This is a genomic window from uncultured Shewanella sp. (genome assembly GCF_947495455.1).
GTDB lineage: Bacteria > Pseudomonadota > Gammaproteobacteria > Enterobacterales > Shewanellaceae > Shewanella.
The window spans coordinates 12084-36342 of the sequence record NZ_CANLZC010000022.1; the positions used below are offsets into that span (position 1 = coordinate 12084).

The window sequence follows — 24259 nt, forward strand, 5'->3', positions numbered from 1 at the left end:
CACTTTTTTTTAGTAAAAAAACAGTGATTTTGTCAGTGGTTGGATCAGTTTACTTTTTACGTGAATATAAGGCTTGCTCTTGTATAAGGCGTTGAGTGTATTCATGTTGCGGTGACGTAAAAAGTTGTTCTGTATTTGCTTTTTCAATTAATTCACCTTTTTGGAGTACCATGACTTTGTCACTAAAATGGCGAACAATATTTAAATTATGAGAGACAAAGATGTAAGAAAGGCCGATGTCTTTTTGAAGCTGAATAAGCAAGTTGAGTATTTGCGCTCTTACGGATAAATCTAAATCACTTAAAGCTTCATCGGCAATGATCATTTTAGGGTTTAACATTAATGCCCTTGCCATGGCGACGCGTTGCTTTTGTCCTTCTGAAATCATGTGAGGATAAAAATTGCTGTGCTCAGGGAGTAGCCCTACCTTGATTAACTTTTCACACACTTGAAACTGTCTTTGTTTTTTATTGAGGCGTGTATTAAATCTAAGGGGCTCTTCTAATAACGCACCTATAGTGATCCTAGGATTTAATGAAGTATTGGGATCTTGAAATATCATGCGGATCAGGCGGCACCGATGTTTTAAATCGTGATGTTTTAAGACTTGCCCTTCAAAAAGGATATTGCCTTGAGTAGGCGATTCCGCCCCGACCAGCAAACGAGCGAGTGTGCTTTTCCCGGATCCTGTATTGCCCACAATCGCTAAGGTTTCCCCTTTATTTAAGGAAAAAGAAATGGGTGATAATGCTTGAGTATATTGGCGTTTAAAACCTTTATAACCCGTAAAATAGCTTTTACTTAAATGATTGACCTCTAAGATTGGTGTCATGGATTATTACTCGAATCTTTACTGTCGATAATCTTACTTTGCTCACTATTATAGGGAAAATGACAAGCAAAGGATCGATTTTTTTTCTGGGTCATCGAAGGGGGATTGACACATTTTTTTTGTGCTTCAGGACAGCGTGGCCCTAAGCGGCATCCTATGGGTAAATGTTGTAAAGCCGGAGGTGCACCCGCTAAGGTTTTCATTAAGGATTTGTGTTCTATCGTGCCCGAATAATTAGGAATGTTATCCAAAAGCGCTTTGGTATAATGATGGTAAGGTTTGTCGAGTACTTGGGTTGTGATGCCTGTTTCCATCACTTGCCCGCAATAGAGGACAGTGAGTTTATGGCACCAATTCGCTATGGTGTCTAGCTCATGACTGATGAGCAAAATAGAGACATTTTGGTTTTGATTCAGTTTGCTTAATAACCTGAATATTTGCGCTTGAGTACTTAATTCCATTGAGTCTGTTGGCTCATCTGCGATGAGTAAGCGGGGCTTATTGGCAACGGCCATGGCAATCATGATTTTTTGGCATTCACCTTCAGAGAGCTCCCAGGCATAGCGAGAGATGATGCTGTCAGCATGCTTGATGCCTACTCTGTGTAACCATTTTACTGCGGTATCTTTTTTATGAGCCCGTTGTTTCCATATTGGTGTTTTTTTATCTGTGGGCATGGCTTCGATCATTTGGCTGCCAACCGAGCGAATGGGATCAAGGCAGCTGGAAGGATCTTGGAAGATCATGGCGATATCACTGCCCATCAGATTACGTCTTTCTTTTAAAGACATTTCTAATAAATTTCGTCCATCCCACATCATACGGTCGGCGCGTATATGCCAGTTTTGTCCAGGGATCCCTAATATCGCTCTGGCTAATAAACTTCGGCCGGATCCTGATTCACCGACAAGACCATGGAGTTCTCCAGAGTTAATGCTTAAGCTCACTCTGTCAATTGCATTGACGCGGCCATAAGGCGTATCGAGCTCAATGGTGAGATTTCTAATATCGAGTAAAGGCATAATTTAATGTCTAATGGGCGCAAGGGCCGATCGTAGGCCATCACCGACGAGATTGATGGCAAATACACTGATGAGAATGGCAAATCCTGGGGCTGCCATTGTCCAAGAGGCGGTTAATAAATCATCATAACCTTGTGCAAGGAGTGACCCCCATTCAGGGCTGGGGGCTTGAGCACCTAGGTTTAAAAAGCCCATTGCCGCGATTTCTAAAATAGCGGTTGAAATGGCTAAGGTGGTTTGAATGATGAGCTTTTCCCACACATTTGGCATGATCACATACCAAAACACTTGTAATGTGTTCGCACCATCGAGTTTAGCTGCAATCACATATTCTTTTTGTCTTTCTTCATGGACCGCTTGATGAATTGCACGAACAAATAAAGGGGTGAGTGCAATCCCCACAGCCCAGAAAACATTTTCTAAGCCCGGCCCTTTAATTGCGACCACTAATATCGCCATTAATAGCGAAGGAATTGAAAGTAAAACATCGAGTAAATGACTTAAAATACTGGATTTTAAACCTTTCATCATGCCTGATAGCGACCCAATTAAAAAACCAATACTCAATGAGGCAGCAACGACCAGCAGAGCCATTCCAAAAGTGAGGGAAGCACCATGTAAAATGAGGCTAAAAATATCTCGGCCTAGGTCATCGGTACCTAAAAAATGTTCGACTGTACCTGACACTTCCCATGATGGGGGAAGTAATATGGCTAAAGGATCTTGTTGTTGAGCCGGATAAGGTGCCAACCAAGGGCCCCAAATAGCAATAATGATGAAGCCAATAACAATCCATAAACCGACAAGTGAAAAAGGGTTACTAGAGAAATTTTGCCATAACCTTTGCCTTGGAGAAGGAATGGTATCCTCTTGGTAGGTTCTAATTTGAGGCATATACTTCCTTTTTACTCAATGGGTTATAAGCAGTATGAATGATATCAATGACAATACTTAAAAAGATAATATTTAAAGATACAGCCAAGATACCTCCTTGTACGACAGTGTAATCACGTTGCTCTATGCCAGAGATTAACCAAAAACCGACACCAGGCCAAGAAAAGACCATTTCAACAAGAATACCGTAACCAGTGAAGCTGCCTAACATCAAGCCTAAATTTTTTAATACGGGTATGAAGGCATTGGGCAGAGCGTGGCGCAATACAATACTGCGAGTATGTAATCCTCGAGCCTCTGCTGCCTGAATGAATGGCTGATTCATGATATTCATCATGGCTGCACGGGTGATGCGGACAATGGCGGTAAAAGGTAATATGGCTAAGGTTATCGCAGGTAAAATAATGTGGCGGACGGCGCTGTAAAAAGCGGAAAGACGATGAGGTGAATCGGACAGTAAGGTATCGATAAGCATGAAGCCCGTGACAGGTTGAATATTGTAAAGTAAGTTGATTTGTCCCGAGGTGGGTAACCAGCCAAGCTTTATGCCAAAGCCAAGTGCGATAAGAGGGCCAAGCCAAATAACGGGGTTTGAATACCCTGCAAGAATGAAGGCCATAATAGTATGTTGGCTAATTTTATTTTTACTTAAAGATACCAGCATTCCGATAGGAAAACCAAAGAAAAAGGCTAAAAAACCAGCCGTTAGGGCTAATTCATAAGAGGCAGGTAAGACCCTTTTTAATTCTTCACTTATAGGTTGTTGAGAGGTGGTTGAGACGCCCATATTACCGTTAATTTTTTGCCATAAATAGGCGAGAAACTGTTGAGGTTTACCCCCATCTAGCTTGAACTCTTCGTTTATTTTCAGTGATTCTGAAAGTGTTGGATGAGGTATTCCACTGAGAATAAAATGCTTATTTGCAGGGAATAGTTCAGTAGCGATAAAAAGGACAGCAATTAAAATAATGGAAGTGGCGATAAAAAGATTAAAGCGGCGAAGTAAATAGCGGCCCATTATTGTTTTTCCTTAAAGGCTTTTATATGAATATTCTCGAAAGCAATGCCATTATAAGGATTAATTTGAAATGATGATAATGATTTATCGAGTAATGTGATTTCCTTTGCATGTGCAATGGGCAAAATAGGGTAATGATTGGCAACCATACTCTCAGCTTGTTGATATAATGCTTTTCTTCTTGTTTTGTTTTGTACGGTGCGAGCATGATTAAGCAATGCATCGAGCTTAGGATCGCACCAGCGGGAAAGGTTAGTGCTCGCTGCAATGCCTAAACAGCTAAATAATGGGTAGAAAAAATCATTAGGATCGGTATTGTCAGCATTCCAGCCCGTTAATATTAAGTCATAGCTGCGAATATTCTTGTGCTCGAAATTGACCCATGTAAAAGGAATGATTTTTGTGTTAATACCAATATGATTTAAGTCAGATTGAATGAGTTCTGCCATTTTTTCAGCATCTGTATTGTAGACTCGAGCTTCATATTGCATCCAAATGTTAAGAGATAATGTCTCTATGGATGCTTCTTTGAGTAAGCTTTTTGCTTTGCTAGGGTTATAGTGAATATCATGACTGTGTTTTGTAAAAGCCCATGAGGAAGGGGGTAATATACTATTGGCTTCTTGTGCTGTATTTTTGTATACAGAGTGCAGTAAATTTCTTCGATTGATGGCAAAAGAAATGGCTTGTCGCACATGGCGTTTATCCAGTGGTGGTTTGTTCATATTAAAGGCTAAATAAGCCAAGTTGTGCCCATCTTGCACGTCTATGTAGACCTTGTCATTTTTTTTTACATAGTTAATGTCACTGATTTTTGGCAGCGCTGATACTTCACAATCTTGAGTGATAAAGTGTGATAAGCGTTTAACGTTATTAGTAAAAATATTAAAAATTAATTGGTTAAATACTGAGGGAGTGTCCCAGTAGTGCTCATGACGTTGATAACGAATATATTCGTTTGGTAAATATTCAACAAAACGAAATGCGCCTGTACCGATTGGACGCCAATCGATAGTCCGTAATGGCGTATCGGATGTGATTAAGTGTTCAGCGTATTCTTTTGATAAAATGATACTGTGGGCCGAAGCGAGTGTGGATAAAAAGGGCGCATCGGGCTGATAAAGGTGAAATGCGACTTCATTATCACTGAGCTTGACAATTTTTTTGACGCGTTTAGAAAAGGCTATACTTTCAAAAAATGGATAGCCAGTGATTGACACTGAGTAAAAGGGGTGTTGTTTATTGAGAATACGGTTAAATGAAAAAAGCACATCATCGGCATTGAATGGGCGAGTTGGGGTAAAATAAGCAGTATGATGAAATTGAACATTATTTCTTAGAATGAATGTGTATGTCAGTCCATCATCACTCATGTGCCAGCTTTTAGCTAATGAACCTTCAAGGTTACCCGCTTTTGTTTTGTAATTGATTAATCCGTTATAAATTTGATGGAAAGTGGCGTCAGTGGTGGTATTGGATGCTGTCGTTTGAGGGTTGAATGATTCAGGATTACCTTCAGAGCAGTAGACGAGTCCTGAAGGGGCATTGGAGCGTTCACAACCCGACACTATGAGTAGAATAAAAAGACTGGTGATGAAATGAGCGAGTCGTAATAAAGGCTTTGTCATCGAAACCATTATGTATGCCTGAGTGTAAATATTATTTTAGCAGTGCAGCTCAAAAACCCCAATTAGATTGGTATTACTTATCTAATAAATTGTATTTTTTTAAAATCCCTCTTAATTGATGGTAACTGAGATTCAAAAGCTCTGCGGTTTTCTTTTGGTTAAATTGGCCTGCTTTGAGGGCTTGTTGTAAAATTTGGGTTTCATAGTCTTCACTGAGTTTTTTAAAATCGGTTGGAAAAGAAAGCGGGCTTAATTGAGGGGGAGTTGCACTTTTGTCCATTGATGGAGGTACAGAGATGGGAGCGTGTGGTGCATCCTCATTCAAGCGTGGATTATCATGGCCAGTGGATAACTTTTTAGTACGTTTTTTAGGGCGATAGGGAGAATCAAAAGGATCGATGACGATATTGTCGATTGCATCGGGTGAATCGCCATGCCGATAGACACTGCGCTCAACGACATTTTTCAATTCACGAATGTTACCTGGCCAAGCGTAATCCATGAGTTGCTTTAATGCTCGAGAAGAGAAACCGGTAAATAAGGATTGTTCGAGTTGTTTTGCCATATTAATCCCAAAGTGTTCGGCCAATGGCATGATGTCGTCAGTGCGATGGCGTAAAGGGGGCAAAGTGATCACATCAAAGGCGAGTCTGTCTAATAAGTCTGCGCGAAATTCTCCCGAATCGGCTAATGTGGGTAAATCTTCATTGGCGGCACAAATTAATCGTACATCCGCTCGTATTGTTTGGCTGCCTCCAACACGTTCAAATTCGCCATATTCTATGACTCTCAGAAGTTTTTCTTGAACAAGCGCTGAAGTATTGGCTAATTCATCTAAAAACAAGGTGCCGTTATCGGCGCGTTCGAAACGGCCTTGATGTTTTTTATTGGCACCAGTAAAGGCGCCAGCATCATGGCCAAAGAGCTCACTTTCTAATAAGCTTTCACTTAATGCACCACAATTGAGCTTGATGAAATTTTGTTCCCATCGCTTGGATAAATAATGTAAGCGTTCAGCGATAAGCTCTTTTCCCGTTCCTCTTTCACCAATAATGAGTACAGGCTTTGACAAGGGGGCTATTTGAGAGATATGTTCAAGCACTTCCAATAGTGCATTAGATTGACCGATAAGGTTGTCTTGCTTAAATGAGTTCGCCACGATAAATTTTAGTCTTTTACGCCAATATGTAGTGAAAATAATAATAAGGCGCTAGCCATATAAAAGAAAGTAAAACTTAACATACCATCTAAATAGCTATAATATAAAGAATATTCATAGTTGGCACGAAAAGTGATTGTCTCACTTTGAAATTAAATAAATTTAAAGGGATAACATTATGGGTATTTTTTCTCGATTTGCAGATATTGTAAATTCAAATATAAGTGCATTACTGGATAAAGCAGAAGATCCTGAAAAAATGGTTCGCCTCATTATTCAAGAGATGGAGGATACGTTAGTTGAGGTGCGCTCAACATCGGCCAAAGTCTTAGCAGAAAAGAAAGACATTTTACGCCGTGTTGGTTACGCAGAGGCACAAGTACAAGATTGGCAAGACAAGGCAGAGCTGGCCTTGTCAAAAGACAGAGAAGACTTAGCTAAGGCGGCGTTAGCTGAAAAACGTAAAGCGAATGAGGTGAGTGTACGCCTAAGGGATGAACTTCTGATTATTGAAGAGCAAATTCAAAAGTTAAAAGAAGAAATCACTACATTACAAGAAAAGCTGGCTGATGCTAAAGTTCGTCAAAAAGCCATGATAATGCGCAAACAAACGGCCAGCTCTCGCCTTGAAGTGAAACGTCATTTGGATTCTGGCAAGATTGATCATGCAATGAATAAATTTGAGCAGTATGAACGCCGTATAGAGGGGTTAGAATCTCAAGTGGATGCCTATGAGTTGAGTAACCAACCGTCACTGAAAGATGAATTTGCCGCTTTAGAAGCCGAAGATTCAGTGAATGCAGAGTTAGCGGCATTGAAGAAGAAAGTGCAAGCAAAGAAAAAAACAAAAACTGAGCAATAAGTTGTCGGAGGAGATATGGATACGGAAATATTGATAGTACCAATTATTATTTTTTTAGTGATTGTTGCACCTATTTGGCTTGTGTTGCATTACCGCAGTAAACGTAAAATTGAACAGGGGCTCACAGAAGATGAGTTTGTATTGCTCAATGATTTAAAGCAACAGGCAGATAAAATGTCACAAAGGATTGAGACATTAGAAACCATTTTAGATTCTCAGGCCCCGCAATGGAGGAAAAGCGATGAAGGACACTAACGGAAAAACCTTGTATCGCATACCCCGTTTAGGAAAAATAGCAGGTGTGTGCGCGGGAGTGGCTGATTACTTTAATGTTGAAGTGTGGTTAGTGAGAGTGGTTACCGCTTCCATGTTTCTATTAGGGGGGTATGGCATTATATTGATTATTTATGCATTATTGTGGATGATTTTAGATATCAAACCCTTGACAGAACAGGCCAGTTTTGAACATCAAGATATTGAAATAAAAAACAAAGTTTGGCGACCTGGTGAGCCTGCTCAAACCGTGTTAAGGGAAGTGAACACACAATTCAAATCCTTAGAATCCCGGTTACAGCGCATGGAGCGACATGTTACATCCGATAATTTTGATCTAAAAAATCAAATAAATAATTTATAACCTTTCATAATGAGTCATGCCGTATCCTTCCTTTATAGGCAGCGCGATAAGTTCGCGTTGCTTGTTTATTTATTCATCTCGAGGTGATTTGAGCGATGATGCTGAACATTGAAAATGCCGTAGAAAGAGCGGTTAATCGCATTAACCGTAAAGCACAATCATTGATGCATAGAAGTGTTGATAAACATTTACGTTTAGCGGTTACTGGGCTATCGGGAGCCGGAAAGACTGCCTTCATTACCGGATTAGTGAATCAATTACTGGCGTCAGGAAATCAAGGACATTATGCTCATTTGCCTTTGTGGCATGTTGCAAGGGAAGGGCGTTTATTGGGCGTTAAAAGAGTCCTTCAGCCTGATCTGACCATCGCCAGTTTCAATTATCAAGATGCCATGGCAATGTTAACGGCACAAATGCCTCAGTGGCCACATTCAACGAGTAATATTAGTGAACTAAGACTGGCGATACGTTATCAACCTGAAAAAGGGGTATTGGCAAAATTAACCGATAATGCGACTTTATATCTGGATATTATTGATTACCCAGGAGAGTGGTTGCTTGACTTACCCTTGTTGAAGTTGTCATTTAAGGCTTGGTGTCTATCACAGCAGCTAAGGCAAAAGCAATTAGCTCAATCTTCCCTGTATTTGAGTTTTCAACAAGCATTCGCTCAGTTGAATTTAATGGAAAAGGCTGATGAAAGTCAGCTTAAAACTATAGCCAAACATTATCAGGCCTTATTGGTGGACAGTGTCAATCAATTAGGTTTTTATCATGCTCAGCCCGGAAGAATGCTGCTGCCTGGAGAATTAGTTGATGCGCCTATATTGGCTTTTTTTCCGTTATTTGATATTGAGGAAGTTACGTTTGAAAAGCTGGAATCGAGTGCATCAGACAGTAACTATCACGTATTAAAAACCCGCTATCAAGAATATGTCAAGAAAGTGGTTAAGCCTTTTTATCAAGATTATTTTTCACGTTTCGATAGGCAAGTTTTATTGGTGGATTGTTTGACGCCGCTGAATAAAGGCAAAGCACAGTTTGAAGACATGCGCCAGGCTCTTGATGATATTATGCAGAGTTTTCGTTTCGGACAGTCTCATTTTTTAAGGCGGCTCTTTGCGCCTCGTATCGACAAATTATTATTTGCAGCCAGTAAGGTCGATCATGTGACCCGCTCGCAGCAAGGTCATGTTTTATCATTACTATCAGAGCTCATTAAATCCTCTCATCAAGGGGCTAAATTTGAAGGATGTGATGTTGAAACCATGGCCATTAGTGCAATAAAGGCAACCCGCCATAAAATGGTTAAACACGACCAAGAACAGATTGAGGTGCTTCAAGGTGAGGATTTGATAACTCGTGAATCCATTACTATCTTTCCTGGGGAGGTGCCGCAAACTTTGCCTCAGGGGGACTTTTGGAAGCAGCAAGGATTTGATTTTGTTAATTTTGCTCCCCCTAAACAACTTCCTTTAAAAGGGGCGGATTTTGAACATATTCGAATGGATCATTTATTACAGTATCTCATTGGGGATAAGCTCATATAATAATGTTAGTTTGTTGGAAGGTGCATGATGGAAAAAGAAAAAGCCGATGAGCTTAAGCCAAAACAAGTGTTTTCTTCTAAGGAAGCTTCAAAAGAGGAGTCACTAAAACCCAGTCAGTATTTTAATGCTCAAGATGCTTATGATGATATTGAAGAGGCTTTACCTGATGCGTTGCTTAATACGCTCGATGAAGTGAATGATGCGGTATTGGAGCCTGCAATGAAGCCGCCTAAAAAACGCCATTGGTGGATGAGGCTTATGTTCGTTCTTTTTATCTTGTTAATCGGCTCTGAACTTTATTTAGGCTTACTCAATGCATGGAAGCAAAGTCCTTGGTTGTTTAGCCTTTATACCAGCTTGGTTGCATTAGTGAGCCTTGGTACAATAAAGTGGATTGTGCGGGAATGGCGTAAACTATTAAAACTGAAAGGTGTCGAAGAGACTCAGCAAATTGGCATGCGTTTGTCTGATAGTATGCAAATGGGGGAAGCGGATCCCTTTGTTGAGAGTATTGTGACGCGCTTACCTTCTTCCCCTGCCATTAAGGCTTATTTTAGTGCTTGTACCGATGAGCATAATGATGCAGAAAAACTGATTTTATTTGAAAAAATAGTGTTGCAAGACAGAGATAAGGCAGCAAAAAAATTGGTGAGCCGTTATGCTGGGCAATCCACGCTATTATTAGCGGCCAGCCCATTAGCCTTTATGGATATGGCTTTCATGCTTTGGCGTAATCAACGTATGATCAATCAAGTGGCGGCATGTTACGGTATTGAACTGGGTTATTGGAGTCGCATTAAGCTTATTCGTGGTATTTTAGTGAATATTATATATGCGGGCACCTCTGAGGTGATGACTGATATTGGTACGCAATTGTTATCCGTTGAAATGTCAGGAAAATTGTCTGCAAGGTTAGCTCAAGGGCTAGGGGGGGGATTATTAACGGCAAGGCTAGGTTATCAAGCCATGGCCCTGTGTCGACCTCTTGCATTTGACCAAAGATCAAAGCCAAAATTATCTCATATTCATAAAGAGTTACTCCTAGAATTAAAAACACTTTCAAGCTCAGTGCTTTCAATGAATACATTAAGTAAAGATCGGCAATGTAAAAAGGATTTTACACCTTAAGTGAAACTAATTTATCCTTTTTAGTGTGATTTTTCCTCATCTTGGTTCATGGTGCGTCAGTGCGACTGAACAATACTGAACCTATTGGAGTAGAAAAATGCAGAATAAATGGAAGCTTGCAACACAAACTATTCATGCGGGTCATCAAAAAAATAGTGAAGGGGCGTTAGTCACCCCTCTCTGCCAGAGCGCCACCTTTGTTTTTGAAAATGCAAAACAAGGTGGCGCACGATTTTCTGGTGAAGAGCAAGGTTATATCTACACACGGTTAGGCAATCCCACTACCGCAGAATTAGAACGAAAAATGGCGGTGTTAGAGGGCAGTGAAGAAGCTGTCGCTGTCGCATCCGGTATGGCAGCGATTTCATCTGCGCTATTGGCCAATTTAACTCAAGGTGATCACCTCGTTGCTTCAAAAGCGGTTTATGGCTGTACATTTTCATTGATGAAGGGGCAACTGGCAAAATTTGGGATACAAGTGACCTTAGTGGATTTTAATGATCATCACGCCATTTGTGCGGCCATTAAACCGGAGACGAAAGTCTTGTTTTGCGAAACTCCCGTTAATCCGCATTTGGATGTCTTTGATTTAAGTGCTATTGCTGATATCGCAAAACGATATGCTTTGGTGAGTATTGTTGATAATACCTTTATGACTCCGCTGTTACAGCGCCCGATTAGCCACGGTATTGATATTGTTGTACACAGTGCCACGAAATACCTCAATGGTCATGGTGATGTAATAGCGGGGATGATCTGTGCAAGCTCAGCTCAAATGGAAGTCATCAAATATGAAATTATAAAAGATTTTGGCGGAGTGCTTTCTCCCCATGATGCTTGGCTCATTTTAAGAGGGTTGAAAACCCTTGATGTGAGATTATCGCGGCATTGTGATAATGCGGAAAAAGTTGCTGAGTTCCTAGCATCACACCCTCTTGTTTCCAAAGTGTATTATCCAGGACTGCATTCTCATACGGGGTTTGCGCTATTGGGATCTCAAATGAAGCGTGGTGGTGGTGTTATCGCTTTTGAGTTGCAGGCAAGCTTAGAGCAAGCGATTTTATTTGTGGATAGATTATCTTTGATTTCGATTGCTGTGAGTTTAGGCGATGCCGAAACGCTTATTCAACATCCCGCATCTATGACTCATTCTCCTTACTCATTAGAAGAGCGAACTGAGGCGGGGATCAGTGATAGTTTATTACGTATCTCTGTTGGTCTTGAATCGGTTGAGGATATTATCGAAGACTTAAGTCAAGCGTTAAGCAGTATTGATTATTATCGAACTGAATTAACAGCCGAAATAGAGCATACCATGGATTGATATTGGTACAAAATGAACAATTAATCCAGTTTTAATAAGGCTTTTTTCTTAGTAAAAAAGCCCTATTATTGGCAAATATGAGACTTGTACCCTACATTGGTATGATATGCATTGCTTTGTTATTCACTCATGGAGTAATGCCGATATCTAATTTATATGGAGATGAATTATGAAATATATCTTATGTAGTATGTTATTTGCCCTTTTTTTTATGGGAAACATTTATGCTGGCAGTACTCCTTCAGCGACTAGTTCAGTTAATCAAGACACTTCAAACGTGCAAACGGCTCAAGTGCAGTCTGATAAAATTAATGTCAATACTGCCTCGGTATCAGAGTTGGCGACATTAAAAGGTGTGGGTTCAGTCAAGGCTCAGGCCATTAAGCAGTACCAGCAAAGTCATGGTGATTTTACTTCTTTTACGGATTTAGAAAAAGTCAAAGGTATTGGGAGTAGTGTGATCGAACAAAATAAAGATCGTATTGAGTTTTAGTTTTTTTATTATTTTTTACGTAAATTGGATGACAAATACGTATTGTTGTCGGAATTTACATCTGATTGATGGTGAAGTAATCAGTTGGCATTTAATTGAGGTGGAATTGTGAATTTTAACTTGATTGCATTGAGTGCTTAGTAGATAATTCATTTGTTCTTGAGAAGCTAGTTATTTTCTCAACGAAACCTCTGGTGACCTTAGGGTCCCCTCGCAATGATAGCTTGTGAACTCGGCCAGGCCTGGAAGGGAGCAACCGCAGCAAGTGACTCATGTGCCGAGGTGTGGCTCTAGGGAAACCTCCAAACTATCAATTCATATCAAAATAATCCCCAGAATTTATCAGATCATTACCTTGTATTTTTCAAATATTCGCTAAGCTTAAATGAGTTTTATTGTGCGGAGATAAGCAGTGTATTTAGGCATTGATCTTGGTACATCGGCGATTAAAGTGATGTTACTTGCAGATGATGACCGTGTGATCGCAATAAAAGAGCAAGCAATATCGATATCTCATCCTCATGCATTGTGGTCTGAACAATCACCTGATGAATGGTGGACTGTGCTCGTTAGCTTATTAGACGGTTTATCCTCAACCTACTCCTTTATTGATATTAAAAGCATTGGCTTAACGGGTCAAATGCATGGTGCGATAGTGCTTGATAAAAAAGATCGAGTATTAAGGCCTGCAATATTATGGAACGATGGGCGGAGTTTATTGCAATGTTATGACATTGAACGTTTATTACCTCAATCCAGACAGCTATGCGGTAATCAGATGATGCCTGGCTTTACTGCGCCTAAATTGCTGTGGCTTCAAGAGCATGAACCTAATATTGCTAATTTAATACATAAGGTACTGCTGCCAAAAGATTTTATAAGATTAAAACTCAGTGGCGAATATGCTTCCGATATGTCAGATGCATCAGGTACGGGGTGGTTAAATGTTAAGCTGCGCAGTTGGTGCGAACTTTTACTTCAAGTCACCGAAATGACTGTGGAGCAAATGCCTAAATTATATGAAGGTAATGATATCACAGGTTATTTACGCGCTTCTTTGGCTAAACGCTGGAAAATGTCTTGTGTCCCGATAGTGGCTGGCGCGGGTGATAATGCTGCGGGAGCTCTAGGTATGGGGGTATGCCAATCAGGGCAAGCCATGTTATCCCTAGGGACATCGGGCGTCTATTTTATGGTAAGTGATGGGGCTAAACAAAATGTACAGTCGGGCGTTCACAGTTTTTGTCATGCATTACCCAATCAATGGCATCTGATGTCGGTTATACTCAGTGCAGCCGCTTGCTTAAAGTGGTTTGCGCAAATGATAGGTGAGGTGTCAGTCTTTCAGTTATTAAAAGAAGTCGAGGATTGTGGTGATTTTGCGCCATCAAGAGTCAGTTTCTTACCCTATTTGTCCGGTGAGCGGACGCCTCATAATAATCCGAATGCCAAGGGAGTGTTTTTTGGCCTATCACATTCAACTACCCGTGTTGAGATGACAAAAGCCATATTAGAAGGTGTGAGTTATGCGTTGGCAGAAGGCGTGGATGCAGCTTGCGAAGTAGAAAAGGCGCCCAATAGTATTGCCTTGATCGGTGGAGGAGCTAAGAGTGTTTATTGGTGTCAATTGTTAGCGAATGTGTTAGGCCACGAAGTGGAATATCGCCAAGGTGGAAATATTGGGCCTGCATTGGGGGCTGCTAGATTGGCGAAATCAGCATTTATGCCTAACAATAAGGTAGAGGATATTTTTCTTAAGCCTCCATTAATTGAGACTTATGTTCCAAATAAGCCATTAAATGAGGCACATGCAGATAAGCGAATTAAATTTCATAAGCTGTATTTAAACTTAGTGGATATATTTAATGACCAATAAATCACACTATTAGCCTAGGATGGGTTGAATTTTTGTGGGCTATTTTCATTGCTGTTTGTGCGATCGATATAGGTGTTCTTATTTTTTATTAAGCAAGATCCGGTGACAGGTGTTTGACGCTTTCTTACAAGCCCATTTACGTAAAGAGAGGATTGAGAACATTAGCTATTACCCCTTCCACCGTGATTGCAATAGGTTTAGCTGCACATCATTTATCACTGGAAGAGCAACGGGTCCTTATTAGGTGATGTTGTTTTTTAGGAGGGAGTTATGGATGAATACTTTAGTGGTTTAAGTCGCATAAAATATCTCGGTGCTCTTGACTCGAATCCACTTTCTTTTCGCTTTTATGATGAAGAACGTTTAATTTTAGGACGTTCAATGAAAGCTTTATGCCGTTTTTCAGCATGCTATTGGCATAGTTTTTGTTGGATGGGCGGGGATATGTTTGGAGAGCCTGCATTCAATCGGCCTTGGCATGGATCAAAATCCTTACTTGAAATGGCGCAACTTAAAGCTGATGTAGCCTTTGAGTTTTTTACCAAGCTTGGAGTGTCTTTTTATGCCTTTCATGATACAGATGTCTCTCCCGAAGGGGAGAGTGCGGCAAGTTATCTTTATAATTTGAAAGTCATGCAAGAAGTATTAGCCAAAAAACAACAAGAAACGGGATTATTGCCTTTGTGGGGAACGGCAAATTTATTTAGTCATAAGCGTTATATGTCTGGTGCTGCCACCAATCCCGATCCGGATATTTTTGCTTATGCGGCAATGCAAGTATGTTGTGCAATGGATCTCACTTATGAGCTAGGTGGTGAAAATTATCTTATTTGGGGAGGAAGAGAGGGGTATGAGACATTATTAAATACGGACTTACGTCAAGAAAGAGCCCAAATGGCGCGTTTTTTAAACCTCATAGTGGAGCACAAACATAAAATAGGATTTAAAGGGCCATTGCTTATTGAGCCTAAGCCAAAAGAGCCGACTAAACATCAGTATGATTATGATACCTCGGCAGTTTATGCCTTTTTAAGCCAGTATGGATTAGAGAAAGAGTTTTTGGTGAATATTGAAGCGAATCATGCCACCTTGGCGGGTCATTCTTTTCATCATGAAGTGTGTAACGCGTTTGCATTGAATATCTTTGGTTCTGTCGATGCCAATCGAGGTGATCCTCAATTGGGTTGGGATACAGATCAATTTCCTAATAGCGTGGAAGAAATGACATTAATTTGTTATGAGATATTGAGGCACGGTGGGTTTACCTCTGGTGGTTTTAATTTTGATACAAAACTTCGCAGGCAGAGTATTGATAAATTTGATTTATTTCACTCTCATATTGGTGCCATGGATACGATAGCATTAGCGTTAATCAATGCAGAAAAAATGATCTTAGATAAGTATTTATCAAAAACGGTAAGGGAAAGATATCAAGGTTGGAACACTTTATTTGGAGAGGATATTTTAAAAGGGGATATGAGCTTACAAGTGCTAAAAGATTATGTGCTACAAAATAAGTTGGCGCCGAATATTAAGAGCGGTCAACAAGAGGCATTAGAAAATTATATTAATTATATGATTTATAATAATATTAAGTAGTAGGTTATCAATATAACCGTTCACATTAGCAGGGGGAACCTGTGTTAAATCAGAACATTCATCAAGATGAAAACAAATTTTTGGTGGTATTGATCACTTGTGTTGCGGCGATTGGGGGTTTTCTATTTGGTTTTGATAGTGGCGTGATCAACGGCACTATTGAAGATTTACAGCAAGCGTATCACTCTAATTCGGTTGGATCGGGTTTTAATGTCGCATCCATGTTATTTGGGTGTGCAATAGGGGCTTTCTTTGCTGGGCGATCAGCGGATAAATGGGGGCGACGGACAATATTAATCATATCCGCAGTTTTCTTTATTCTCAGTGGTTGGGGCTCTGGTATTGCTAACACATCGAGTATGTTTGTTTTTTCTAGAGTTTTGGGAGGTTTTGCCGTTGGCGCGGCGTCAATTCTTTCACCTATTTATATTGCAGAAGTAGCTCCTGCTCGTTATCGAGGGGCCTTGGCAACCTTACAACAGGTGTCCATACTTGCGGGTTTATTAGGGGCATTTTTAAGTAATTATATTCTCGCTAATATGGCGGGTTCTTCTATGGCTGTTTTTTGGCTCAATTTTGAAGCATGGCGATGGATGTTTTGGGTTGAGATTATTCCTGCGTTAATCTTTTTATGTGCGCTTTTTTTTATTCCTGAAAGTCCTAGATACTTAGTGGCTGAAAACCAAAATGCAAAGGCGCGAAAGGTATTAACTCGCTTGTATGGATTACATAATGGGCGTATCAAGTTGAGCGAAATTCATGGTTCTTTGTTGTCTGATCATCCTCCGAGTTTTACTGATTTAAAAAACACACAAACGGGTAAGCTTCATCACGTTGTTTGGGTGGGGGTGATATTGGCTGCTTTACAACAGTTAATGGGGATCAATGTCATTTTTTATTATGGCAGTATACTTTGGGAAGCGGCGGGTTATTCAGAAGACAATGCACTCTTGATTAACGTATTGACAGGTGTAGTGAGTATCTCAGCTTGTATTATAACGATGTTTCTCATTGATTCATGGGGACGAAAACCTTTTTTATTATTGGGCTCAATAGGAATGTCAATTACCTTATTGTTAATGGTTTATGCTTTTTCACATGCCAATATGGGCGCTAATGGGGATTGGCAATTGGGAGATTTTGGACTATTAGCGTTAATATCGGCAAATGCTTATGTGTTTTTTTTCAATATCTCTTGGGGGCCCATCATGTGGATCATGCTGGGTGAAATGTTTCCTAATCAAATTAGGGGTTCTGGTTTAGCGGTGGCAGGGCTTATTCAATGGGGTGCGAATTTTTGTGTGACGATAAGCTTTCCTCTTTTATTGGCTTTACTTGGATTAGCTGCAACTTATAGTGTATATGCTATATCAGCTCTAGTCTCGATTGTGTTTGTCATTTTTTATGTTTATGAGACAAGAGGAAAAGAATTGGAAAGTATGCCTTATTAAAACAAATAGGAAAAAGTGTGACTGGCTTTGAAAAATGCCATAGTGGTTAATGGGGAAATGATTGAATGAGCTAAGAAAGGATAGTTGAGAAAAGTTTTGATTAAATTCAGTGTATTTTAAGTGGGCTAAACATAAATATTCTATTATTAGCAAAGGATCGACATTGAATAATTTGACTTCAACTTTCATTGTATTGACACTTGCCTGTGATTAGAAAGGGATATATATAATCAATGAAATATAGCAATAACAATTTTCCTCTTATCATGTCTATTAGTTGTATTGCGGCAATGGGATCTTTCTTATTTGGCTTTGATACCGGTGTGATTAATGGAACGGTGGGAGGGTTAAGACTCGCCTTTGATACCAGTTTATTTGTATCCAGTTTTAACATTGCTTCTATGTTGCTTGGTTGTGGGGTTGGCGCTTTTTTTGCGGGTTGGCTCTCTGATAGTTTTGGACGTCGTTCGATGTTGATGGTCGCAGCAGTATTATTTATTGTGAGTGCTGTGGGTTCTGGTATGGCTCATTCATCAGATGAATTTATTGTGTATCGATTCATTGGTGGACTGGCTGTGGGCTCCGTTTCGGTACTTGTGCCCATGTATATTGCTGAAATTGCGCCTTCACACTACCGAGGGGCTTACGGTACTTTACAGCAGTTTGGCATTATTCTTGGTTTTTTGGTGGTTTATATCAGTAATTATTTGTTGGTTAAATTAGCGGGGACGTCAATCAATGAATTTTGGTTTGGGTTTGAAACCTGGCGTTGGATGATATGGGGGGAATTATTACCTGCAGCTATTTTTTTCATTACTTTATTTTGGATTCCAGAAAGTCCTCGCTATCTTGTGGCTAAAGGTAAAAATAAGTTGGCGTTGCAGGTACTGATTAAGCTTTATGGACAGTTTCTTGGTGAAGCTAAGTTACTGGATATTTCTATGTCACTGTCCAGTGATCATAGTCCTCGGTTATCTGACTTAAAGAATAAAGAAACAGGCAAAGTACATAAAGTTGTATGGATTGGTGTGTTTATCACTGTTTTTCAACAGCTTATTGGTGTTAATGTGATATTTTATTATGGTTCTGTGTTATGGGAGTTAATTGGTTTTTCAGAACTCAATGCCCTTTTTATTAATATTGTAGTGGCATCTGTAGGTGCTGCTGGATGCCTTATTATGATTTTTTTGGTGGACGTTTGGGGAAGGCGTCCACTATTAAAAATGGGCAGTATTGTGATCTTTTTTACGCTATTAACGCTGGCTTTTATTTTTATGAATGTCGAGAAAGACGTCTATGGCGTGATAAATTTAGGTCATTATAAGATACTGACATTAGTGATAGTTAATCTATATGTATTTGTTTTTAATTTATCTTGGGGACCTGTTGTTTGGATAATGCTAGGAGAAATGTTTCCTAATCAAACGAGGGGATCAGCCCTTGCTATTGTTGGCTTATTTCATTGGTTCGCCAATTTTTTGGTTGTGATGACCTTTCCTTTGTTGCTCCGTTCAATAGGGATTGCTGGGGTTTTTAGTGTATATGGGGGTTTCACGTTAATATCAGGGATTTTTGTCTTTTATTATTTAAGTGAGACGAAAGAGAAAGAGTTAGAAGAGTTTTGATTGTACTGGCTCATATTGGGTAAAAATATGACTAAGCATAGCAATGAAAATACGATTCTTATTATGTCCATCAGCTGTGTTGCTGTGATGGGGGCTTTCTTATTTGGTTTTGATACTGGCGTGATTAATGGCACTGTGGGAGGGATAAGGCTAGCCTTTAATTTATCTTTAGTTGCATCTAGTTTTAATGTTGCGTCGACATTGCTTGGCTGCGCCATTGGGGCTTTTTATTCTGGTCGGCTTGCTGATGTTTACGGTCGTCGGTTCATGCTCGTGATTTCGGCGATACTTTTCATTGTCAGCTCTTGGGGGTCGGGAATCGCCGATACATCCAATGTTTTTATTTTCTATCGCATGGTAGGAGGGCTAGCGGTGGGGGCAGCTTCTATTCTCGTTCCCATGTATATTGCAGAAGTGGTACCTGCACGTTATCGAGGCGCTTATACCGCCCTTCAACAAGTTGCGATTAATGTTGGACTCTTTTTTGTTTTCGTGAGTAATTACCTGCTTGTTCATTGGGCTGGGACTTCTATTAATACCTTTTGGCTGGGTTATGAAGCTTGGCGTTGGATGTTATGGGGGGAATTATTACCTGCTTTTATTTTTCTGTTTACCCTTTTTTTTGTGCCTGAAAGTCCAAGGTATTTGGTCGTAAGAGAGAAAAACAAGCAAGCACTAGAAGTGCTAACAAGATTGTATGGACAGTTTTTTGGTGAAGCGAAATTGATGGAGATTTCTTTATCGCTTTCCAGAGATCATAAACCTAGGTTATCTGATTTAAAAAATCCCACTTCTGGAAAAGTAAGGCGAATTGTTTGGGTCGGTATGGGGATTGCTGCTTTTCAACAGTTAATTGGGATCAATGTTGTTTTTTATTATGGTGCTATTTTATGGGAAGTCTCGGGTTTTTCTGAATCTGATGCGTTACTTATTAATGTTGTCAGTGCTGGGATCAGTGTTGGAGCATGTATTTTTACCATACTGTTTGTTGATAAATGGGGAAGAAGGCCATTTCTTTTCATTGGCTCAGCTGGCATAACGGTTTGCTTACTACTGTTACTCTTTGTATTTTTTAATTCTAAACCAGATATTTATGGCGTATTGGATTTAGGGGAATATAGCACCTTAGCATTAATTGCAGCGAATGCTTACGTGTTTTTCTTCAATTTATCTTGGGGGCCTGTTATGTGGATCATTCTAGGCGAGATGTTTCCAAATCAAGTCAGAGGATCGGGATTAGCTGTAACCGGTTTTGTGCATTGGATGACTAACTTTGCTATCACGATGAGTTTCCCATTATTACTGACAAATATAGGATTAGTTGGCGCGTATGCAATTTATAGCTTCTTTGCTTTTCTTTCGATTCTATTTGTGTATCGATATTTGAATGAGACAAAGGGGAAAGAGTTGGAAGAAATGAGTATGTAAGTTTGCTGATTTTTATTGTGATGCATTATTTAAAGACGCTTTTATACCTTTTTTATACTGTTTAGTAATGCGTTGAATTCGATTAGGTAATGGTATGACACATAACAACGAACGAATGCTTTTTATTATATTAATTTGCTTTATTGTGTCAATTGCATCATCTTTATTTGGTTTTTACACTGGAGTGATAAATGGCACTTGGGGCGGATTAGAGCTGGCATTTAATTCTCATTATACTGGGTTGAGTGTTAACGTCGCTTCTATGCTTGTGAGTTGTGCTATTGGGGCTTTTTTTGCGGGCCATTTGGCCGATGTATATGGTCGTCGTTCAATATTATTGATTATCGCATTATTATTTATGGTCAGTGCTTGGGGCTCTGGTATATCCGACACACAAGAAGCCTTTATTTTATATCGATCTTTGGGTGGGTTGGGGGCGGGAGCGGCATCTGTTATCGTTCCTATGTACATAGCCGAGGTTGCCCCAGCGCGTTATCGTGGTTCGCTAGGCGCTATTCTACAAGTCGCCGTTATTATTGGTTTATTAGTTGCGTTTGCTAGTAATTATGTTTTAGTGAATGTGGCGGGCGGGGTAAATCAAGTATTCTGGTTTGAATACGCTGCGTGGCGTTGGATGTTTTGGGTTGAGTTGCTGCCATCGTTTATTTTTCTCGTGGGGTTATTATTTATCCCTGAAAGCCCTCGCTATTTAGTGTTACATGGACAGCATCAAAAAGCCATAACAGTATTAACGCGTCTTTATGGCAGATTCATTGGTGAAGCCATGTATCTCGAGATTTCATTGACTTTATCCGAAGCGCATTTACCTCGATTTTCTGATTTAAAAGATCAAACAACAGGAAGAATGAAGAAGGTTGTTTGGGTTGGGTTAGGTCTTGCTGTTTTTCAGCAGATCACGGGAATTAATATTTATTATTACTATGGTGTTATTTTTTGGCAGGCCGTGGGTTTTTCTGAAACCGATGGTTTGTTATTTAATATTATTCTTGCTGTTATTTCTTTAGTGGCTTGTTTGTTTACCTTAATCTTTATAGATAGGTGGGGACGTAAGATATTCTTACTGGTTGGTTCAGTTGGAATGACAGTATCGTTAGCTGTGTTGTTATTTGTTTTCTTTCAGAAAGAGAGTGGAATACCGAAAGCCTTCTTACTGGAGCACACTGACTGGATAATTATTATCGCTACGAATGCTTATGTGTTCTTTTTTAGCTTGTCATGGGGACCTGTGATGTGGGTGTTATTAGGGGAGATGTTTCCTCATCAAATAAGAGGTTCAGCTTTAGCTATCTGTGGAATGGCTTTGTGGAGCGCAAATTTACTCACAGTGACCCTTTTTATTGTTCTTTTGACCTTCTGGGGTCTTATGAACGCTTATATTCTGTATACCTTAATGGCATTGTTATCCATTATTTTTGTTTATAAATACGTATATGAAACAAAAGGAAAAAAACTAGAATCAATGGAGAGTTGAAAGTGGCTGAACTTCAACATTTGAGCACTCGATGCTTGAGTGCTCAATGGTAAAAATGAGCTTACATTTGTTGAATAGCCCAGCTCATAAAGGCTTTTCTTGTGGGTTCATCGGCTTGTTTCCACCAATATTTTAACATTTGTTGTGCCTCTTTTGCTGATTGACTCGATGTTGGCTCAGTGGCAAGGTTGAGTGGATCGTGTGGTGAAGGCGTTGTTACTATGGCTTGTGAATGGCCTTTCATTGTCGCCGCAGTTGCGGCAGCTGTCGGGCTGGTTTCTTGTTTATTTCGAGTAAATAGTTGGGATACAAGGCTTTCTTCAGTGAAGTTAGTCTGTTTGACTTGAAAATCAACTTTCTCTTTATTATTTTGTTTAATCACCACTTGAGGAGATTTTGAGAAAGTTTTGGGATCTTTCACTGGCAAGCCACCGACAGGTTCTAGTTGATACTTGCTACCTTCAATGACGTTTAACGTCACAATAAAAGGCGAAGACTCGACTCTGTACTCACTATCGCTGTAATCATCTTCAATCATATCGCTATATCGAATCGCAATTTTATGAGTGCCAGGTTGTAATTTAAGGGTAGATTTATGAGTAAAAAAGTTCGTTTTAATTTTTTGACCATCAATTGCTAAATATTCAAACGACATTGGAATGGTTAAGCTGGACGCTAGGCTAGAGGTACTTGTTAGAAGGACAAGTAAAGCAGTGATAATACGTATTGATTTCATATTCATTCCTTAAAGCGCTAACACTTTTCAATTATTATTGTTATGTGGCGAAATTATCATGACATATTTTATGAGTAATTTCGATTTTTGTTTGGTCTTTCATAAAGCTGGATCCGCTCTTCGATGTAAGTAATGGCTTGACGACACTTACCTAACCGTCGATGCAGTAACAGGATTTCATTTTGCCGAGTGATTTTGTCACTTTCATGGCAATGGGCTAATTCTGATTGCAATATATCAATTTTATATTGCATTTTCTTTTGCCAATTTAAATGCTTATTGAGTTCCTCATAGAGTTTATGACTATTTTGCATCACATGGGAAGCTATCCAGCTGAAGCCGCTTTCTTGGTGAGCTAATTGGTGACGTTTCACGGCCATTTTGCGTTTGATTGTTTTTTTATGTTGCGCTGTTTTTATATCTAAAGGAGTGGCTTGCAAGGCTCGTTTTACCGCAGTAAATTGATCTTGGATCCGTTGGCAATGATATAGCATGGTTTGTTGAGCCAGCTTAAAAGTAAACTGTTTTTCCAGCTGTTCGATGTTTTTTGCAATTTGTTCAATACAGGGAAACAACTTGGCACCTGATTGAATAAATAGAGAACGATTAAAACGTTCGATATCCAGTAGCATTTTTTGTTGTGTTTTAGGTAGTTGACTATCATGTTGAAGGACATCTTGTTCAAGGCGTTTAAGTTGTTGCTTCAGTTTATTCATTAACTCATTTTTTGTCATATCCATGCACTCCAAGTGAGCTTAGCGGCAATGATGATAATAATCGTAATAAACAAAGGACGAATAAAAGGAAATCCAAATTTAATGGCGGAATGCGCGCCAATATAAGCGCCTAACATCATGCAAACCCCCATGGAAAGACCCAAAGGGATATCCACTTTCTGTAATATGAAAAAGATCAGCAATGAAGTCACATTACTGGTAAAAGTCATGGCACGGGCAAGACCGCAGCAATGAAGTAAAGGTAATTGATGAAGACGACTGCTTGAAACTGTCCAAAATGCCCCTGTACCTGGACCTGCAAATCCATCGTAAAACCCTAATGGAATGGCTTGTAACCATTGTTTTAGACGGGGGGCAGGGCGCTTGGGCACTGTTAGGTTTTTGTCTCCCATCGCATTGGGCTGCAGTAAGGTATAGAGTGCAATAATGATGATGATTAAAGGCAAGGCTTTTTCTAACCATGCATTATTGATAAGAGTAACTAAAACTGTGCCAACAACAGCCCCAATAAAAACGGCGATAAAGCTGTGATACCAAAGGGTTGGAGAGAATAACTTTTGTTTATAATAGGTAAAAGCTGCCATGGAGGAGCCAAAGGAAGCAGCGAGTTTATTGGTGCCTAAGGCCATATGAGGATTGATCCCCATTGTGAGTAATGCAGGGATCGATAGCAGCCCACCGCCACCGACAACAGCATCAATGAACCCTGCGATAAACCCGATTAATGCCAAAATCGCCCAAGAGTGAGGCTCAAGTAATAAATCCAAA

The 24259-nt window shown here is 39.8% G+C and carries 22 protein-coding genes and 1 other RNA gene; 14 read left to right on the forward strand and 9 right to left on the reverse strand.

Going from position 1 to position 24259, the window contains the following annotated elements:
* Positions 1-49 precede the first annotated feature (49 nt).
* From Q0791_RS08220 to pspF, 6 genes are all read right to left on the reverse strand, one after another.
* Positions 50-832: an ATP-binding cassette domain-containing protein gene (locus Q0791_RS08220; RefSeq protein WP_299004689.1), complete on the reverse strand. Its 783-nt coding sequence runs from the start codon at positions 830-832 to the stop codon at positions 50-52.
* Entirely contained in the window at positions 829-1854 is a 1026-nt protein-coding gene (locus tag Q0791_RS08225) for an oligopeptide/dipeptide ABC transporter ATP-binding protein (RefSeq protein ID WP_299004691.1), read from the reverse strand. Before Q0791_RS08225 ends, Q0791_RS08220 begins: the two co-directional genes overlap by 4 nt.
* A 3-nt stretch (positions 1855-1857) precedes the next feature.
* Positions 1858-2748 (reverse strand): ABC transporter permease subunit, encoded by an 891-nt coding sequence (locus tag Q0791_RS08230; protein ID WP_299004693.1) that lies wholly within the window; start codon positions 2746-2748, stop codon positions 1858-1860.
* Positions 2735-3766: an ABC transporter permease subunit gene (locus Q0791_RS08235; protein ID WP_299004695.1), complete on the reverse strand. Its 1032-nt coding sequence runs from the start codon at positions 3764-3766 to the stop codon at positions 2735-2737. Before Q0791_RS08235 ends, Q0791_RS08230 begins: the two co-directional genes overlap by 14 nt.
* Positions 3766-5403: an ABC transporter substrate-binding protein gene (locus tag Q0791_RS08240; RefSeq protein ID WP_299004696.1), complete on the reverse strand. Its 1638-nt coding sequence runs from the start codon at positions 5401-5403 to the stop codon at positions 3766-3768. Before Q0791_RS08240 ends, Q0791_RS08235 begins: the two co-directional genes overlap by 1 nt.
* 64 nt (positions 5404-5467) lie before the next feature.
* Positions 5468-6553: a phage shock protein operon transcriptional activator gene (gene pspF, locus Q0791_RS08245; RefSeq protein WP_299004698.1), complete on the reverse strand. Its 1086-nt coding sequence runs from the start codon at positions 6551-6553 to the stop codon at positions 5468-5470.
* A 178-nt stretch (positions 6554-6731) separates the two neighbouring features.
* Between pspF and pspA the strand changes: the two genes are divergently transcribed.
* The 14 genes from pspA (at position 6732) to Q0791_RS08315 (ending at position 22018) form a co-directional block, all read left to right on the forward strand.
* A complete protein-coding gene (gene pspA, locus Q0791_RS08250; protein ID WP_299004700.1) occupies positions 6732-7415 on the forward strand; it encodes a phage shock protein PspA in 684 nt (227 codons plus the stop codon).
* 15 nt (positions 7416-7430) lie between these two features.
* Entirely contained in the window at positions 7431-7670 is a 240-nt protein-coding gene (pspB, locus tag Q0791_RS08255; RefSeq protein WP_299004703.1) for an envelope stress response membrane protein PspB, read from the forward strand.
* Positions 7657-8052: an envelope stress response membrane protein PspC gene (gene pspC / locus Q0791_RS08260; RefSeq protein WP_299004706.1), complete on the forward strand. Its 396-nt coding sequence runs from the start codon at positions 7657-7659 to the stop codon at positions 8050-8052. The genes pspB and pspC overlap by 14 nt, the downstream gene beginning before the upstream one ends.
* Positions 8053-8150: 98 nt before the next feature.
* A complete protein-coding gene (locus tag Q0791_RS08265) occupies positions 8151-9602 on the forward strand; it encodes a YcjX family protein (RefSeq protein ID WP_299004767.1) in 1452 nt (483 codons plus the stop codon).
* A gap of 24 nt (positions 9603-9626) precedes the next feature.
* Positions 9627-10730, forward strand: coding sequence for a TIGR01620 family protein (locus Q0791_RS08270; RefSeq protein ID WP_299004708.1), 1104 nt, complete (start codon positions 9627-9629; stop codon positions 10728-10730).
* A 97-nt stretch (positions 10731-10827) separates the two neighbouring features.
* The gene (locus Q0791_RS08275; RefSeq protein WP_299004710.1) at positions 10828-12054 is read left to right on the forward strand and encodes a PLP-dependent aspartate aminotransferase family protein; all 1227 of its coding nucleotides are present in this window, start codon (positions 10828-10830) and stop codon (positions 12052-12054) included.
* 169 nt (positions 12055-12223) lie between these two features.
* Entirely contained in the window at positions 12224-12547 is a 324-nt protein-coding gene (locus Q0791_RS08280) for a ComEA family DNA-binding protein (protein WP_299004713.1), read from the forward strand.
* A 200-nt stretch (positions 12548-12747) separates the two neighbouring features.
* An RNA gene (gene ffs / locus Q0791_RS08285) (signal recognition particle sRNA small type) lies at positions 12748-12844 on the forward strand.
* A 115-nt stretch (positions 12845-12959) separates the two neighbouring features.
* A complete protein-coding gene (gene xylB, locus Q0791_RS08290; RefSeq protein ID WP_299004716.1) occupies positions 12960-14423 on the forward strand; it encodes a xylulokinase in 1464 nt (487 codons plus the stop codon).
* A gap of 270 nt (positions 14424-14693) precedes the next feature.
* Positions 14694-16022, forward strand: coding sequence for a xylose isomerase (gene xylA / locus Q0791_RS08295; RefSeq protein ID WP_299004719.1), 1329 nt, complete (start codon positions 14694-14696; stop codon positions 16020-16022).
* Positions 16023-16063: 41 nt separating this feature from the next.
* Entirely contained in the window at positions 16064-17473 is a 1410-nt protein-coding gene (locus Q0791_RS08300; protein WP_299004721.1) for a sugar porter family MFS transporter, read from the forward strand.
* Between the two features lie 233 nt (positions 17474-17706).
* Entirely contained in the window at positions 17707-19098 is a 1392-nt protein-coding gene (locus Q0791_RS08305; protein ID WP_299004724.1) for a sugar porter family MFS transporter, read from the forward strand.
* Positions 19099-19125: 27 nt separating this feature from the next.
* Positions 19126-20526 carry a sugar porter family MFS transporter gene (locus Q0791_RS08310; protein WP_299004725.1) on the forward strand — a complete coding sequence of 467 codons (1401 nt, stop codon included), beginning with the start codon at positions 19126-19128 and terminating at the stop codon, positions 20524-20526.
* A gap of 94 nt (positions 20527-20620) precedes the next feature.
* A complete protein-coding gene (locus Q0791_RS08315; protein ID WP_299004727.1) occupies positions 20621-22018 on the forward strand; it encodes a sugar porter family MFS transporter in 1398 nt (465 codons plus the stop codon).
* A 61-nt stretch (positions 22019-22079) separates the two neighbouring features.
* Here Q0791_RS08315 and Q0791_RS08320 read toward each other — a convergent pair whose 3' ends face one another.
* The 3 genes from Q0791_RS08320 to Q0791_RS08330 all read right to left on the reverse strand — a co-directional run bounded on the left by Q0791_RS08320 (position 22080) and on the right by Q0791_RS08330 (position 24258).
* On the reverse strand, positions 22080-22754 hold the full coding sequence (locus Q0791_RS08320) for a DUF2057 domain-containing protein (protein WP_299004729.1): 675 nt from the start codon (positions 22752-22754) through the stop codon (positions 22080-22082).
* 68 nt (positions 22755-22822) lie between these two features.
* Complete coding sequence (locus Q0791_RS08325; RefSeq protein WP_299004731.1) at positions 22823-23488, reverse strand: primosomal replication protein; 666 nt, start codon at positions 23486-23488, stop codon at positions 22823-22825.
* Complete coding sequence (locus tag Q0791_RS08330; protein ID WP_299004733.1) at positions 23485-24258, reverse strand: TSUP family transporter; 774 nt, start codon at positions 24256-24258, stop codon at positions 23485-23487. The genes Q0791_RS08325 and Q0791_RS08330 overlap by 4 nt, the downstream gene beginning before the upstream one ends.
* Between the last annotated feature and the right edge of the window lies 1 nt (position 24259).

What these genes read in the sequence shown, in the direction of transcription:
- Q0791_RS08310 (WP_299004725.1), top strand. Translation starts at nt 19,126, where the DNA reads ATGACTAAGCATAGCAATGAAAATACGATTCTTATTATGTCCATCAGC.
- Q0791_RS08230 (WP_299004693.1), bottom strand. Translation starts at nt 2,748, where the DNA reads ATGCCTCAAATTAGAACCTACCAAGAGGATACCATTCCTTCTCCAAGG.
- Q0791_RS08235 (WP_299004695.1), bottom strand. Translation starts at nt 3,766, where the DNA reads ATGGGCCGCTATTTACTTCGCCGCTTTAATCTTTTTATCGCCACTTCC.
- pspC (WP_299004706.1), top strand. Translation starts at nt 7,657, where the DNA reads ATGAAGGACACTAACGGAAAAACCTTGTATCGCATACCCCGTTTAGGA.
- xylA (WP_299004719.1), top strand. Translation starts at nt 14,694, where the DNA reads ATGGATGAATACTTTAGTGGTTTAAGTCGCATAAAATATCTCGGTGCT.
- Q0791_RS08220 (WP_299004689.1), bottom strand. Translation starts at nt 832, where the DNA reads ATGACACCAATCTTAGAGGTCAATCATTTAAGTAAAAGCTATTTTACG.
- Q0791_RS08240 (WP_299004696.1), bottom strand. Translation starts at nt 5,403, where the DNA reads ATGGTTTCGATGACAAAGCCTTTATTACGACTCGCTCATTTCATCACC.
- pspB (WP_299004703.1), top strand. Translation starts at nt 7,431, where the DNA reads ATGGATACGGAAATATTGATAGTACCAATTATTATTTTTTTAGTGATT.
- Q0791_RS08270 (WP_299004708.1), top strand. Translation starts at nt 9,627, where the DNA reads ATGATGGAAAAAGAAAAAGCCGATGAGCTTAAGCCAAAACAAGTGTTT.
- Q0791_RS08305 (WP_299004724.1), top strand. Translation starts at nt 17,707, where the DNA reads ATGAAATATAGCAATAACAATTTTCCTCTTATCATGTCTATTAGTTGT.
- pspA (WP_299004700.1), top strand. Translation starts at nt 6,732, where the DNA reads ATGGGTATTTTTTCTCGATTTGCAGATATTGTAAATTCAAATATAAGT.
- Q0791_RS08275 (WP_299004710.1), top strand. Translation starts at nt 10,828, where the DNA reads ATGCAGAATAAATGGAAGCTTGCAACACAAACTATTCATGCGGGTCAT.
- Q0791_RS08325 (WP_299004731.1), bottom strand. Translation starts at nt 23,488, where the DNA reads ATGACAAAAAATGAGTTAATGAATAAACTGAAGCAACAACTTAAACGC.
- Q0791_RS08265 (WP_299004767.1), top strand. Translation starts at nt 8,151, where the DNA reads ATGCTGAACATTGAAAATGCCGTAGAAAGAGCGGTTAATCGCATTAAC.
- Q0791_RS08315 (WP_299004727.1), top strand. Translation starts at nt 20,621, where the DNA reads ATGACACATAACAACGAACGAATGCTTTTTATTATATTAATTTGCTTT.
- Q0791_RS08280 (WP_299004713.1), top strand. Translation starts at nt 12,224, where the DNA reads ATGAAATATATCTTATGTAGTATGTTATTTGCCCTTTTTTTTATGGGA.
- Q0791_RS08320 (WP_299004729.1), bottom strand. Translation starts at nt 22,754, where the DNA reads ATGAAATCAATACGTATTATCACTGCTTTACTTGTCCTTCTAACAAGT.
- Q0791_RS08225 (WP_299004691.1), bottom strand. Translation starts at nt 1,854, where the DNA reads ATGCCTTTACTCGATATTAGAAATCTCACCATTGAGCTCGATACGCCT.